Below are 14,456 nucleotides of genomic sequence, written 5' to 3'. Positions count from 1 at the left end.
CTACGAAGGAAGGCGGCAGCCGCCGCGTTTCCATTTCGGGGCAACGTTCCCCGCATCGTCGAACAGAACAGCAGGTACTTGTGACTATTCCAGCAGCCCGGCATTTCCCCGTGGCCACGCGTTTCGCGTGCGCGTCTCCCCGTTTCATGCTTTCTTCCTTGGTGTTGGCCTTGAGCCTGGCGACGGCGGGTGCGCCCGCGAGCGCATGGGCCCAGGCGCCTGCCGTGTCGATCGATATCGCGGCACAGCCGCTGGGAGATGCCTTGATGCAATGGGCGGCGCAAACCAAGGTGCGTGTCTTCTACGCGCCCGAGGTGGTGGCCGGAGTCAGCAGCAAGGGCCTGCGCGGCAGGCTGGATCCGGAGGAGGCGTTGCGCAGCCTGCTGCAGGGTACGGGCGTGACCTACCGCTGGCAGGGCGACAGCATCATCCTGTCGCGCGATGGCGGCGTGGCCAGCCTGGCGCCGGTCACGGTGCTGGGCAGCATGAATCCGGCGGTGACCGAAGGCACCGGTTCCTATACGACGCCGGCCTCGGCCGCGGCCACGGGGCTGACGCTGTCGCTGCGCGAAACCCCGCAGTCCGTCAGCGTCGTGACGCGTCAGCGCATCGATGACCAGAACCTGCGCTCGCTGGACGAGGTGATGGGCAATGTGGTCGGCGTGCAGGTGGTCAGCGAAGATACCGATCGCACCGATTTCTGGTCGCGCGGCTTCTACATCGACAGCCTGCAGTACGACGGCGTGCCCACCACCATCGGCCTGTCGATGTATGGCGAATCCGACAATGATTCGTTCATCTACGACCGCATCGAAGTCGTGCGCGGCGCCACCGGGCTGATGACCGGAGCGGGCAACCCGGGCGCTTCCATCAACCTGGTGCGCAAACATGCCAACAGCCGCGAATTCACCGGAATGGTCAGCGCTGGCGCGGGTTCGTGGAATCAATACCGGGGCACGGTGGACATGTCCACGCCCTTGAACCAGGAAGGCACCGTGCGTGCGCGCATGGTGGCGCTGTATCAGGGGCGCGATTCCTATATCGACCTTTATCATGCGAACAAGAAGGTGTTCTACGGCGTCATTGATGCCGATCTGACGCCATCGACCCGGCTGAGCGTGGGGGCGGATTATCAGGACAAGCGTCCGCGCGGATCCACCTGGGGCAGCCTGCCCGTGGTGTTCAGCGACGGCACGCCGACCGACTGGCGGCGTTCCAAGACCACGGCGGCGGATTGGACCTACTGGCACACGACCAACCAGACGGTATTCGCCACGCTGGAGCATCGCTTCGCCAACGATTGGGAAGTCAAGGCCGACTGGTCGCAGCGTAAAAGCAAGTACGACGCCAAGCTCCTGTACCTGTACGGCGATCTGGATCAGGCAACGGGAACGGGCCTGGCGGCACTGCCGGGGTACTGGAATTCCTACGCGCAGCAAACCTCGCTGGACTTGCAGGCCACGGGGCCGTTCAGCCTGCTTGGCCGCAAGCATGAACTGGTGGTGGGCGCCATGCGCAGCCGCTACGGCGAGGACTTCTACCGTTATGGTTTCGACCGCGCTTCGCTGGCGGACACCGGCAACTTCTACGAGTGGGATGGATCGTACGCGCAGCCGACCTGGACCGAGGCCAGCCTGCGCGATACGGTCACGCACCAGCGCGGCGTCTATGCCGCGGCGCGGTGGTCGTTGACCGACAACCTGACCGCCATAACCGGCGGCCGCTACGCGACCTGGGAATCGAGGTCGCCCACGCGCGATCAAAAGGACTCCCAGTTCATTCCATATGCTGGCCTGGTGGTCGACCTGAACGACACCTACTCTGCCTACGCCAGCTATACCGACATCTTCCAGCCGCAGGACAACCGCGACAGCAGCGGCAACTATCTGGACCCGGTGCAGGGCCAGAACTACGAGGTGGGCCTGAAGGGCGAATACCTGGACGGCAGGTTGAATGCGTCCGTTGCGCTGTTCAAGGTCAAGCAAAGCAAGGTGGCGGTGCTGGACGGCGACAAGCTGGTGCCGGGCACGCCGGATCAAGCCTACACGACCGCCGATGGCGTCACCACCAAGGGCATCGAGCTGGAAGTGAGCGGACAACTGGCGCAGGGCTGGAACGCCTATGCCGGTGGCACCTACTACACCAGCCGCGACGCGCAGGGCGTGTCGGTCAACCCCGAGCGTCCGCGCGCCGTGGCCAGGTTGTTCACCACTTACCGACTGCCGGGGGAATGGAGCCGTCTGACGGTGGGCGGAGGCGTCAACTGGCAGCTGTCGAGCTATTCCGAAGTCAGCGCTGGCGACAGCATGGTCACGGTCAAGCAGAAGGCCTACGCGATCTACAACCTGATGGCGCGCTACGACTTCAATTCACGCCTGTCCGCGCAGATGAACCTGAACAACCTGTTCGACAAGAAGTACTACCTGGGCGGCGTGGGCAACCAGGTCTATTACGGCGAGCCCAGAAGTGTGTTCGTCAACCTGACCGCCAAGTTCTGATTGCGCAGCGCGCGCCGGGGCGGGCCCGGCGCGGCTTGCGGCATGCCGCCGCGGGCTTCCCGTCATGGTTCTTGTAAAGAGGCCGAAGATAATTATAATTGCGAATCATTTTCATTAAGTGGGAACGTCTGGCCGCGACGCCCGGGCGCACCGTCATGCCATCCTCTACCTTCGCTCCTCGCGCCGAGGTGCAATCGGTCTATCAGGCTCACCATCAATGGTTGCGCAGCGTGCTGCAACGCAAGCTGGGCAATGTGTCCGACGCGGCCGACGTGGCGCACGACACGTTTGAACGGCTGATCCGCGCCGACCTTCGCGAACCGCTGAACGAACCGCGCGCCTATCTGCGCACCATCGCCACGCGCTTGCTGATCGGCCGGGCCAGGCGGGCCGCGCTGGAAGCGGCCTATGCCGAATCGGTGGCGTTGCAGCCGGTGGCGGTGGAGCCCTCGGTCGAGGCGCGCGCCCTGATCCTGGAAGCCCTGGAACAGGTTTGCGAACTGCTCGACAGCCTGCCCATGAACAGCCGCCGGATCTTCCTGATGGCGCAGGTGGACGGCATGTCCTATGCCGAAATCGGCGAGCGGCTGGGCCTGACGCCCAACGCCGTGCAGAAGTCCCTGGCCCGCGCGCTGGTGCATTGCTACACGGCCGTCTACGGTTGAGACCGGGCCGGATGGAAAACGCCAAGCTGCTGCGGCCGCATGCGCCGGAAGCGGGAACCGTCGATCCCAAGATCGTCCGCCAGGCCGCCGATTGGTGGTCGCGGCTGCGCGAGGACGCGACCGACGAAGACCGCAGGCGTTTTGAAAACTGGCGCCGGGCGCAGCCCGCGCACGAGCTGGCCTGGCAACGGCTGAACGCATTGACGCGCGATGTGGCGGCGGGCGTTGCTGGAGCCGGCGGCGAGGTGGCCGCGCGCACGCTGCGGCAAGCGCCGTTGATCCAGTCGCGCCGCAACGCCATCCGTTGGATGGTGTCGGCGGCTGGCCTGGGCCTGGGCGGCTGGGGCGTGAGCCAAAGCGGCGCCGTGCGTGCGCTGTCGGCAGATATGCGGACCGGCACCGGCGAGCGGCGCGCCGTGACGCTGCCGGACGGCACGCTGCTGGAACTGAACACTGCCAGCGCGGTGGACCTGCGCTACACGGCGAGCCGGCGCGAACTTGTCCTGCTGGAAGGCGAGATCCAGGTGACCACCGGGCGCGATCCGCTGGGCCGGCCTTTCACGGTGCGCACGCGCGCCGGCGTGCTGACGCCGGTGGGCACGCGCTTCCTGGTGCGGGGCCTGGAAGACGGCCGCATGCGGATAGCGGTGCTGGAAGGCGCGGTGGACGTGCGCGGCCTGGATCCGAACGATGCGCCGCGGCGGGTGCCGGCCGGCGGGCAGGCGGAGTTCTCGGCCGCTGGCGGCTTTGCCGCCGGGCCTCTGGAAGCGGCTAGCTCGGCGTGGCTGGATGGAATGCTGATCGCCGATGAGATGCCGCTATCTGACTTTCTGCACGAACTGGGACGTTATCGTCCGGGCCGCTTGAGTTGTTCGGGCGAGGCGGCCGGCCTGCGCGTGGTGGGAGCGTTTCCGCTGGCGGACAGCGACCAGGTGCTGGCCATGTTGCAGGAAGTCCTGCCGGTGCGCGTGCGCCGCTATACCCGCTACTGGGTCACCGTGGGATTGGCGTGAATCGTGCGTGGCCAGGTTATTTTGTAACAGCGGCGGCGGATATCCCGATCTCGCGCTTCATGTAGAGAATGCAGCCGGTCTTCAGGCTGCGCCGATTCTTCATGAGCCAGGGAACCCATTCATGTCTTCTCGTCTAGTCCGCGCCGCGGTCCTCGCCCGCCTTCCCTTGCCGCGCACGGCCTTGAGCGCCGCGCTGCGCTGCGCCTTGCCTGGCGTCATGGTTGCGGCCTTGTGGCCGGCCGCCGCGCTTGCCCAGGCGCCAGCGTCCGGGCAGCGCGTCGTTGCCTTCAGCATCGAAGCAGGCCCGCTAGGCGCGGCGCTGGGCGCGTTCGGTATGCAGGCCGGCGTCATGGTGGCGTCCGATCCTGCGTTGACGGCAGGCGCCGCGACGGGGGGCGTGACGGGTTCCTATGCCGTCGACACGGCGCTGCAGCGCCTGCTGGCCGGCACCGGGCTGGAAGCCGTCGCCCGCCCCGAGGGCGGCTACCGCCTGCGACAAGCGGCGGCGGCGGGGGCGGCCGCGACCTTGGCGCCGGTCACGGTGACGGGCAGCTATGCCACCACCACGGATGGCACGGGTTCCTACACTTCGCCGGCCGTCACCATTGGCAAGACGGCGCAGGCCTTGAAAGACATTCCGCAATCCATCACCGTGCTGACCCGCCAGCGCATGGATGACCAGGACATGGTCAGCCTGCCGGACGCGGTGAACAACACCACCGGCATGGTGGGCGTGCAGGGCGTGGGATCCGGTGTGGCGATCAACGCCCGCGGATTCCCCGTGGACCTGCTGCAATACGATGGCGTGTCCTTGCTGCGCAACAGCTACAGCCTGGGCAACTGGGAGCAGGACTCGCTGGTGTTCTATGACCGCGTGGAAATCCTGCGCGGCGCCGCCGGCCTGTTGCAGGGGGCGGGCAGCCCGGGCGGTGCGATCAACCTGGTGCGCAAGCGCGGCGGGGCGGAGCCTGCGGTGGTGGTAACGGCCAAGGCCGGCTCCTGGGATCACTACGGCCTGCAGTTGGACGCGGGCAGTCCCTTGAACGAATCGGGCACCTTGCGCGGCCGCGTGGTGCTGGATGAAGACCAGAGCCATTCCTACATCGACTATGTGTGGGAAAAGACGCGCAACCTGTACGCCGCGCTGGACTATGACATCACCGATGACACCACGGTAGGCATCGGGATCAGCAACCGGTACAGCCGCTCGCGACCGATGTTCGTGGGCTATCCCCGCTACGCGGACGGGGGCGATATCGACCTGCCGCGTTCGACCTTCACGGGTTCGACCTGGAATCGCGCCAAGAACGACCAGACCATTTTTTACGCCGACCTCGCGCACCGCTTCAACGACGCATGGCGCTTCAAGCTGGCCGGCGTAGCCATGAATGAAAAGAACACGACCGTGCATCAGCGCGTCGCGGATTCTGTGCAGGCGGACGGCAGCGGGCTGTCCTATGGCGATTTCGGCGTGGACTTCCATAGCAAGCAGCGCGGGCTCGACATGTCGGTCAGCGGCGACTTTACCGCCCTGGGGATGAAGCAAGAGGTCGTGGTCGGCGCCAACTATTCCAAGCTGACCACGCAGGACCGGTTCACGCGGGTCTGGCAGGACGGCGGCAATATCTTCGATATCGACCATCATCGTCCCTGGCAGGACATCGACACCATCGCCCAGGCCAGCGGTTATGACTCGCGCAGCGCCTACGACATCCGCCAGAAGGGCATTTACGGCACCTGGCGCGTCAAGCCCGTCGAATCCCTGGCGTTGATCGGCGGCGGACGCGTCGGCTGGTACGACTACACCTATAGCGGCGGCGGCAGCGCCACCACGTCCAGCACCTCGGGACGTTTCATTCCTTACGCCGGCCTGGTGTACTCGCTGAGCGACAACTGGTCGGCCTACGCCAGCTACACGACGGTGTTCGAACCGCAGACCGAGCGCAGCGTAGCGGGCAGCCTGCTCAAGCCCATCGAGGGCAACAACTACGAAATCGGCGTCAAGGGCGAACTCGCGGACGGCCGCGTCAATACGCTGCTGGCGCTGTTCCGCTACGACCACAAGAACCGCGCGGTCAACGACTACGACGCCGGCTTTGCGTGCGATGGCTGGTATTGCTCGCGCGCGGCGGGCAAGGTGCGCAGTCAGGGCCTGGAGGCCGAGGTCTCGGGCGAAGTCGTCAAGGGCCTGGAGCTGTATGCCGGCTATACCTACAACACCACCAAGTATCTGGACGACCCCGACAACCAGGGCAAGGTCTTCAATACCTGGACGCCCAAGCACATGCTGCGCCTGTGGGCCAACTACAGGCTGCCGGGCTCGTTAAACCGCCTGAGCGTGGGCGCCGGCGTCAACACGCAGACGCATACGATCAGTTCGGACCGCAAGTTCACCATGGCCGGATTCTCGATCTGGAACGCGCGGCTGGGCTACCAGGCCACGCCGGAACTGAGCATCGGGCTGAACCTCAACAATGTGTTCGACAAGAAGTACTACGTGCCTTCGTACAACACGCTCAGCAGCAACAATTATTACGGCGAGCCCCGCAACGTGATGCTGACGCTGCGCTACGCGCCCAAGCTGTAGGCGGCCATGGCGCCCGGGGCGGGGCGCGTACATACGATAGAATATGAATGGTTCCTATTTGCATTCTATTGCCAGGTGCGCCTTGCCTACGTCCGATTCCCCGCCCGCCGATCCCGTCGCGAAGCTCTATCGTGACCATCACGGCTGGCTGTCGATCTGGCTGCGCAAGAAGCTGGGCAATTCCTTCGACGCGGCGGATCTGGCCCACGATACCTTCGTGCGCTTGATGGCCGGGCGGCGCCGGACGGAAGCCGGCGCCGAACCGCGCGCGCTGCTGACCCATATCGCGAAGGGCTTGGTGGTGGACCACTGGCGCCGCCGCGCGCTGGAAGAGGCTTATCTGGCCGCCGTCGCGCAACTGCCCGAGCAGGAAGCGCCTTCGCCGGAGGCCCGCGCCTTGATCCTGGAGACCCTGGGCGCCATCGACGCCGCGCTGCGCAAGCTGTCCGCCAAAACCCGCGAGATCTTCCTGCTGTCGCAATTCGAGGGCATGGGCTATGACGCGATCGCGCAGGGCCTGGGCGTGTCGCTATCCACCGTCAAGCGCCATATGCAGGCAGCGCTGACCGCTTGCCTGATCGCCAGTCAGACCGACCTGTGATCGATCCCGCCATCCTGAAGGAAGCGGCCGGCTGGCTGGTGCGCTTTCAATCCGAGACCTTGTCGCCGTCGGACCGCGAGGCGTTCGACCGCTGGCGCGCACGCAGCGCTGCGCATGCCGCCGCCTGGCAGCGGGCCGAGGACATGTTGCGCGGCTTCGGGCTGGTCCCGCCGAGGATCGCCGGAGATACCTTGCGGCGGCTGGATCGTCCGGGACGCCGGCAGGCGCTGCGGGCGCTGGCCGGCCTGCTGGTGCTGGGGCCTGCGGCCTGGCTGGGCGGACGCGAGCTGCCCTGGCGGGAATGGAGCGCGGATGCGCGCACCGCGACCGGCGAGCAGCGCCGCATGGAACTGGCCGACGGCACGCAGCTGGTGCTCAACACCGCCAGCGCGGTGGACATCGACTACACCGCGCAACAGCGCACGCTGTGGCTGCGGGCAGGCGAAATCCTGCTGACCACGGGCCGCGATACGCCGCAGCTGCAGCGGCCCTTTGTGGTCCAGACCGCGCAGGGAGCAATCCGCGCGCTGGGCACGCGCTTCATGGTGCGCGATGAAGGGAGCGTTGTGCGCGTGGCGGTGTTCGAGGGAGCAGTGGAGATCCGGCCCAGGTCGGCAGGAGGCAGCGCCACGGTGCTGCCGGCTGGACAGCAGACCGTCTTCAATCGGCGCGAGGTGCAGCCCCTGGCGGCGGTGGACGCGACGGCGGCATCCTGGGAGCAAGGCATGCTGGCCGCGCGCAACTGGCGGCTGGCGGACCTGGTGGATGAACTGGGGCGGTATCGCCGGGGCGTGCTGCGCTGCGACCGGGCGGTGGCGGGGCTGCGGGTGTCGGGGGCTTTTCCCTTGAACGACATCGATGCCAGCTTGCGGTTGCTGGAAAAAACCCTGCCCGTGAGGGTGAGCCGGATCACGCCGTACTGGACGACGGTTGTGCCCCGCGCCGCCGTTACAAATTAATCGCGATTGAGCTGATACTTTTTTCTGCTTCGTCCGGTGTACCGGGTGAACCGCCGCGAACCGCGCGCCACCCCGACCCTTACGAAGGATAGCTTCATGGTTTCCCGCAACTCCCGTTCGCCACGTCCGGCTCGTGGAACAAGCGTTTTGCCGCCTCTGGCGGCGGTGGCCCGGGCCGTCGGCATGGGACTGGCGCTGTTGGCCGCGGCGGGGGCGGCGGCGCCGGCCACGGCCGCCGAAGCCGTCAGCGTCGCGGCGCGTAAATCCTACGCGATTCCGGCGGGCCCCCTGGGCGACGCGCTGGCCCAGTTCGCCGCCGCCGCGGGGGTGCCGCTGTCGTTCGATCCGGCGCTGGTGTCGGGGCTGCGCAGCAACGGGCTGGACGGCGCCTATACGGTGAAGGAAGGCTTCTCCCGTTTGCTGTCAGGGTCGGGCTATGCCTTGTCGGAGCAGGGCGGCGGCGCCTATTCCCTGCGCAAGCTGCCTTCGGGGCAGGATGAATCGGCAACCGTGCTGCCGACGGTCACCGTCGCCGGCGCGAGCGCGGCCCCGTTCGCCTTGCCGGCCGAGTACGAGGGCGGCCAGGTAGCCAGGGGCGGACGCCTGGGCTTGCTGGGCAATCGCGACGTGATGGATACGCCGTTCAACGTCACCAGCTACACCTCGGAGCTGCTGGCGAACCGCCAGGCGGTAACCTTGGCCGACGCGCTGAACGTTGAACCTTCGGTGCGCTTCACGGGGCAGATCGGCGGCGTGACCGATTCGTTCTACATCCGCGGCTTTCCCATCGGCGAAGGCAATCTGGGCGAGATCGCGTTTGACGGGGTTTATGGCGTAGCGCCCAACTATCACGTCTTTACCGATTACATCGAACGGGTCGAAGTGCTGAAAGGGCCGGCGGCGCTGCTGTACGGCATGTCGCCCAATAGCGGCGTGGGCGGCGTGATCAACATGGTGCCCAAGCGGGCGCTGCCGGAGGACCTGAGCCGCGTGTCCGCAGACTATGTGGGCGATTCGCAATTCGGCGCGCGCGCGGACCTGAGCCGCCGCTTCGGCAAGGATGGCGAATGGGGCGTGCGCATCAACGGCATGCACCGCCAGGGCGATACGCCGCTGGACAATCTGTATTCGCGCACCGACATCGGCGCCTTGTCGCTGGATTACCAGGGCGAGCGGCTGCGCGCCTCGCTGGACCTGCTGACGCAGAATGAGAAGATCGACGCGCCCACGCGGCCTTTCCTGGTGGCCACCGGCATAGACGTGCCGCATGCGGCGGACGGACGGCGCAATGCCACCCAGCCCTGGGGCTGGTGGAAGTCCGATGGCCAATCGGCGCTGCTGCGGGTCGAGTACGACATCAGCGACCGCTTGACGGTTTTTGCCGACGCTGGCGGCTCGGACACCGATGTCTCGCGCCTGTCGGACCAGACGCCCACCATCGTCAACGCGGCCGGCGATACGGTCGTCACGCCAAACAACTTCCGGTTCGAGGTCAACCGCAGCACCTACAACGCGGGGCTGCGCGCCAAGCTGGACACGGGGCCGGTGCGCCACGCCATCAGCTTCATGGGCAGCCTGTACAGCGACCGGAACAAGCAGGCCAGCGTGATGGGCACGCCGCTCACGTCCAACATCTATCATCCGATCACGCGCCCTGAGCAATACATTCCCGCTCCGGCCTATGTGCCAAAGATTTCGTCATCGGACCTTTCCGGCCTGGCGCTGGCCGATACGCTCAGCATCCTGGACGAGCGCGCGCAGCTGACCTTGGGCGTGCGCCAGCAGCGCATCGAATCGCGCAACTTCAACGCCACGACCGGCGCGCGCACCGTCAGCTATGACGAGAGCGCGACCACGCCGCTGGCGGGCATCGTGGTCAAGCCCTGGAGCAATGTCTCGCTGTACGCCAACTACATCGAAGGCCTGAGCAAGGGCGATGTGGCGCCGGCCACCGCGTCCAACGCCGGCCAGGTGTTCAAGCCCTACAAGGCCAGGCAAAAGGAGGTGGGAGTGAAGGTGGACCTGGACGGCGCCATGCTGACCCTGAGCGCCTTCGAAATCACGAAGCCCAGCGGCCAGTTGACCAACGGCGTCTACGGCGCCGACAGCGAGCAGCGCAACCGCGGCCTGGAGCTGAACCTGGCCGGCGAACCATGGCGCGGCCTGCGCCTGCTGGGGGGGGTGACCTTGCTGGACGCGGAACTGACGCGCGCCGGCAATAGCGCCGTGGTGGGCAACCGGCCCGTGGGCGTACCCAAGGTGTCGGTCAACCTGGGCGCGGAATGGGATACGCCATGGGTCGCGGGCCTGACCTTGACCGGCAGCATGATGCACACCGGCAGCGAGTACATCAATCAGGCCAATACGCAGTCGGTGCCTTCGTGGACCACGTTCGATCTGGGCGCGCGTTACGCCGCCAAAGTCTACGGCAAGGACATCACGCTGCGGGCGAATGTGGTCAACGTCTTCAACCGGGCCTATTGGTCGGGCGTGGCGTCGTACGGCACGATTTCCCAAGGCGTGCCGCGCACGCTGATGCTGTCCGCGTCGATGGACTTTTGAGCGGAACTTGCCGGCCTAGGATGCCAGGATGCCGCTGATGCGGGCCAGGTTGTCCAGCGTGCTGCGCAGATGGTTGGCCAGTTCCGCTGCGGCCTCTTCATTGCGTTCGCGTTCCAGCAGATCCAGGATGGCCAGGTGCTGGTCGCAATGCTGCCGGTAGCGGCCGCGGTCCTGCATGGAGCGGTAGGACAGCAGCCGGCGCACGCGGTTGACGCGCTTGATGGCGTCGATGAAGAAGGGGTTGCCCGAGGCTTCCACCAGCGATTCGTGAAAGCGCACGCCGCGTTCATGCAGCTGGTCCGCGGTGTCGGTGGCGATGCCGCCGTCCAGCAGGTGTTGCTCGGCGGCGCGGCAGCGCGCCAGCACTTGTTTATCGATGCGGAAGCCCGGTTCCAGCAGCGCCGCCGGCTCCAGCGCCAGCCGCAATCGATAGGACTGCAGCAGGCTGTCGGGCGTGGTCATCATGGATGAAAACTCCCAGCCATAGCCCGGTCTGCGCTCGGCCCAGCCTTCCTGCGCGATGCGGCCCAGCAGGGCCTGCGTCTGCGCCGCCGTCAGGCCATAGCGCGCGCGCAGCAGCGCCTCGCTGCACTGCATGGGCAGCGCGCCACGCAGCAGTTCGTCGGCCAGCTTGAAGTAGCTGTGCGTGACGACGTCGTCGACGGAGGGCGGCGCCAGATCCTCATGCGCTTGCGCCAGCGTCGCGTGATCCTGCGCCAGGAAATAGCCGCGGTTGGGCTTGCGCGAAACGACGCCGCGTTGCTCCAGGACGTCCAGCGCGTCGTTGACGGGCGAGCGCGACAGTCGCAGCCGGTCGGCGAGCTTCTGCGCGGTCAGGTGCGCACCCGCGGGCAGGCGGTCTTCCTGGATCAGGGCCAGGATTTTCGCGGCGGTATTGGTTTGGGCGCTCATGCGTGGCGGGCGGCGGAATGAATGGTGTCCGAGAGGATAGCGGGAATGACGCCGCCCATGCGCAGCAGCCTGACTTCCAGCCGGGTCTCGACCGCTGCCGTGGCCTGTAGCGTCTCGACGGCGCCGCCTGCGCGCAGGATGCGCACCGCCACGGCCATGCGCGGCGCCAGCGCGACGGCCTGGGCGTCGATCTCGATCCGGTCGCCGGGCCGGATCCGCAGCGTGGCCGGCGTGACGCCCGCGGGCAGGCGCAGGGGCAGGACGCCCATGCCGATCAGGTTGGAGCGGTGGATGCGTTCGAAGCTGACCGCCAGCACCGCGCGAATGCCCAACAGGCGCTGGCCCTTGGCGGCCCAGTCGCGCGAGGAGCCCGTGCCGTAGCGTTCGCCCGCCACCAGGACCACGGGCTGGCCAGCCCGGGCGTAGCGGCCGGCGGCCTCCCAGATCGGCTCCACCCGGCCGCTGGGCGCGTGCAGCGTATGGCCTACCGGCGCGCCGGGGCAAAGCAGATTGACCAGGCTCCTGCTGTAGAAGGCCGCGCGCAGCATCACCTGCCAGTTGCCGCGCCGCGAGGCGAACACGTTCAGGTCGTTGCGGTCGTCGCCGCGTTCGACCAGGAAGTCGGCGATCGGGCTGTCTGGCGGTATGGCGCTGGCGGGCGACAGATGATCGGTGGTCACATCGTCGCCCAGCACCAGCAGCGGATGCGCCGTGTAGCGGCCCAGCTGGCCGGCCTCGTCGACGCTGGCGAAGGGCGGGCGGCGTAGGGCGGTGGAGGCCGGGTCCCAGGGAAAACGCGCCGAGTCCGGCGATTGCAGGGCCTGCCATGCCGGGTTGGCGCTGGCGATCTGGAAGGCGTGGCGGTAATCGGCCGGTTGCTGCCCGGCGGCCAGCGCGGCGTCGACGTCGGCATCGGCAGGCCAGAGCTCGCGCAGGTGGATGGGGCGGCCATCGGGACCGGTCTGCACGGGTTCGCGGCTCAGGTCGCGTTCGGCATCGCCCGTCAGCGCGTAGGCGATCACCAGCGCCGGCGACATCAGGAAGCCCAGGTCCAGGTCCGGATGGATGCGGCCGGCGAAGTTGCGGTTGCCGGACAGCACCGCCACGGGATGGACCGAGCCGGCCGCCATGGCAACGCGCACGGTTTCAGGCAGGGGCCCGGAATTGCCGATGCAGGTAGTACAGCCGTAGCCCACGATGTCGAAGCCCACGGCGGCCAGATCGTCCAGCAGTCCGGCGCGCGCCAGGTATGCGGACGCGGCGGGCGAACCGGGCGCGAGCGAGGTCTTCACCCAGGCGGGCACGCGCAGGCCGGCTTGGCGCGCCTTGCGGGCCAGCAGGCCGGCGGCGGTCAACAGGCGTGGATCAGAGGTGTTGGTGCAGCTGGTGATGGCGGCGATCGCGATGGCGTGGCGGGGCAGGCCGCCAGCGGCGGCCGTGGGCGTGAAGGCCAGTTCCGCCAGGATCGCCCTGGTGTGGCCGTAGGGATGCAGGTCTTGCGGCCGCCTGGGGCCCGCCACATGCATCTGCACGCGGTCCAGCGCGATGTCGACGACGCGGGTGTAGCGCGGCTCGGCGGCGGGGTCGTAGCCGATGCCGGCGTGTTCGGCGTAGGCTTCTACCCGCGCGATCAGCGCTTCGGGCCGGCCTGTCTGGCGCAGGTAGGCCAGCGTTTGCGCGTCTATCGGGAAGTAGCCCGTGGTGGCGCCGTACTCGGGCGCCATATTGGCGACCACGCAGCGGCTGCCGGCCGGCAGCGTGGCCACGCCCGGCCCGTAGAACTCCACGAATTCTCCCGACACTCCGATCGCGCGCAGGCGTTGGGTTACGGTCAGCGCCAGGTCGGTGGCGCTGACTCCCGGCGCCAGCGCGCCGCTCAGGCGCACGCCGATGACATCGGGAATGCGCAGCAGGGTGGGCAGGCCGAACATCACGGTCTGCGCTTCCAGGCCGCCCACGCCCCAACCTAGCACGCCGATGCCGTTGACCATGGGCGTGTGGCTGTCGGTGCCTATCATCATGTCCGGATGCAGAGCGATGGCGTCGCCGTCTTCCCGTGCACAGACCACGGTGGCCAGTTGCTCCAGGTTGATGGTGTGCATGATGCCCGTGCCTGGCGGATGGATGCGCACGTTGGACAGGGCCTTGGAGGCCCAGCGCAGGAAGCGGTAGCGCTCGGCGTTGCGGCGCAGTTCCAGGTCCAGGTTCAACGACGCCGCATCGGCGCGCGCATAGGACTGCACCGCCAGCGAATGATCGACCGACACGTCCACGGGCAGCACGGGATTCAGCGTGGAAGGATCCACGCCGGCTTCGGCCAGGGCATCCCGCATGGCGGCGATGTCGACCAGCGCCGGGGTGCTGGTGGTGTCGTGCATCAGCACGCGCCCGGGCTGGAAGGCGATCTCGGCTTCGCTGGTGCCGTGCTCCAGCCATTCGAACAGCGCCGCGGTAGCGGCGTCACGTTCCGTGCCTTGCATGTTGCGCAGCGCATTCTCCAGCAGCAGCCGCAGCACCACGGGCAGGCGGAAGTACTCGGCGCCGTACATGCCGGGCAAGTCCAGGCAGGTATGGCGGGCGCCGTTCAGGGTGAAGCGGGCATGGCGGGGCGTGGCGGTGATGGTGTCCATAGCCGCCATTTTGCATATTGAATTGTCAA

The 14,456-nt window shown here is 67.3% G+C and carries 9 protein-coding genes; 7 read left to right on the top strand and 2 right to left on the bottom strand.

The genetic code is table 11. The annotated features are described in order from the left end of the window. Positions 1–146 precede the first annotated feature (146 nt). The 7 genes from fhuE to IPU70_RS06350 all read left to right on the top strand — a co-directional run bounded on the left by fhuE (position 147) and on the right by IPU70_RS06350 (position 10,885). On the top strand, positions 147–2,498 hold the full coding sequence (gene fhuE, locus IPU70_RS06380) for a ferric-rhodotorulic acid/ferric-coprogen receptor FhuE (RefSeq protein WP_207465844.1): 2,352 nt from the start codon (positions 147–149) through the stop codon (positions 2,496–2,498). Positions 2,499–2,653: 155 nt separating this feature from the next. Next, complete coding sequence (locus IPU70_RS06375; protein WP_013395935.1) at positions 2,654–3,163, top strand: sigma-70 family RNA polymerase sigma factor; 510 nt, start codon at positions 2,654–2,656, stop codon at positions 3,161–3,163. An 11-nt stretch (positions 3,164–3,174) separates the two neighbouring features. Next, positions 3,175–4,176: a FecR domain-containing protein gene (locus tag IPU70_RS06370; RefSeq protein ID WP_207465842.1), complete on the top strand. Its 1,002-nt coding sequence runs from the start codon at positions 3,175–3,177 to the stop codon at positions 4,174–4,176. Positions 4,177–4,297: 121 nt separating this feature from the next. Further along, a complete protein-coding gene (locus IPU70_RS06365) occupies positions 4,298–6,763 on the top strand; it encodes a TonB-dependent siderophore receptor (protein WP_207465840.1) in 2,466 nt (821 codons plus the stop codon). A gap of 82 nt (positions 6,764–6,845) precedes the next feature. After that, entirely contained in the window at positions 6,846–7,364 is a 519-nt protein-coding gene (locus IPU70_RS06360; RefSeq protein ID WP_207465838.1) for a sigma-70 family RNA polymerase sigma factor, read from the top strand. Next, positions 7,361–8,323 carry a FecR domain-containing protein gene (locus IPU70_RS06355; protein WP_207465836.1) on the top strand — a complete coding sequence of 321 codons (963 nt, stop codon included), beginning with the start codon at positions 7,361–7,363 and terminating at the stop codon, positions 8,321–8,323. The genes IPU70_RS06360 and IPU70_RS06355 overlap by 4 nt, the downstream gene beginning before the upstream one ends. A gap of 96 nt (positions 8,324–8,419) precedes the next feature. Further along, positions 8,420–10,885 (top strand): TonB-dependent receptor, encoded by a 2,466-nt coding sequence (locus IPU70_RS06350; protein ID WP_207465834.1) that lies wholly within the window; start codon positions 8,420–8,422, stop codon positions 10,883–10,885. 15 nt (positions 10,886–10,900) lie between these two features. Here the strand turns inward: IPU70_RS06350 and IPU70_RS06345 are convergent, their stop codons facing one another. Both IPU70_RS06345 and acnA read right to left on the bottom strand, forming a co-directional pair. Beyond that, positions 10,901–11,797 carry a GntR family transcriptional regulator gene (locus IPU70_RS06345; protein ID WP_207465833.1) on the bottom strand — a complete coding sequence of 299 codons (897 nt, stop codon included), beginning with the start codon at positions 11,795–11,797 and terminating at the stop codon, positions 10,901–10,903. Next, positions 11,794–14,427 carry an aconitate hydratase AcnA gene (acnA, locus tag IPU70_RS06340; protein ID WP_207465831.1) on the bottom strand — a complete coding sequence of 878 codons (2,634 nt, stop codon included), beginning with the start codon at positions 14,425–14,427 and terminating at the stop codon, positions 11,794–11,796. Before acnA ends, IPU70_RS06345 begins: the two co-directional genes overlap by 4 nt. Positions 14,428–14,456 lie beyond the last annotated feature (29 nt).

It is taken from the genome of Achromobacter sp. SD115 (genome assembly GCF_017355315.1).
Classification (GTDB): Bacteria; Pseudomonadota; Gammaproteobacteria; order Burkholderiales; family Burkholderiaceae_B; genus Achromobacter; species Achromobacter xylosoxidans_B.
Note: the sequence above shows the minus strand (reverse complement) of the source record. Positions and strands in the feature narration are given on the sequence as shown.

Excerpts from the sequence above, each read along its gene's own strand:
- fhuE (WP_207465844.1), top strand. The coding sequence starts at position 147 with ATGCTTTCTTCCTTGGTGTTGGCCTTGAGCCTGGCGACGGCGGGTGCG.
- IPU70_RS06375 (WP_013395935.1), top strand. The coding sequence starts at position 2,654 with ATGCCATCCTCTACCTTCGCTCCTCGCGCCGAGGTGCAATCGGTCTAT.
- IPU70_RS06370 (WP_207465842.1), top strand. The coding sequence starts at position 3,175 with ATGGAAAACGCCAAGCTGCTGCGGCCGCATGCGCCGGAAGCGGGAACC.
- IPU70_RS06365 (WP_207465840.1), top strand. The coding sequence starts at position 4,298 with ATGTCTTCTCGTCTAGTCCGCGCCGCGGTCCTCGCCCGCCTTCCCTTG.
- IPU70_RS06350 (WP_207465834.1), top strand. The coding sequence starts at position 8,420 with ATGGTTTCCCGCAACTCCCGTTCGCCACGTCCGGCTCGTGGAACAAGC.
- IPU70_RS06345 (WP_207465833.1), bottom strand. The coding sequence starts at position 11,797 with ATGAGCGCCCAAACCAATACCGCCGCGAAAATCCTGGCCCTGATCCAG.
- acnA (WP_207465831.1), bottom strand. The coding sequence starts at position 14,427 with ATGGACACCATCACCGCCACGCCCCGCCATGCCCGCTTCACCCTGAAC.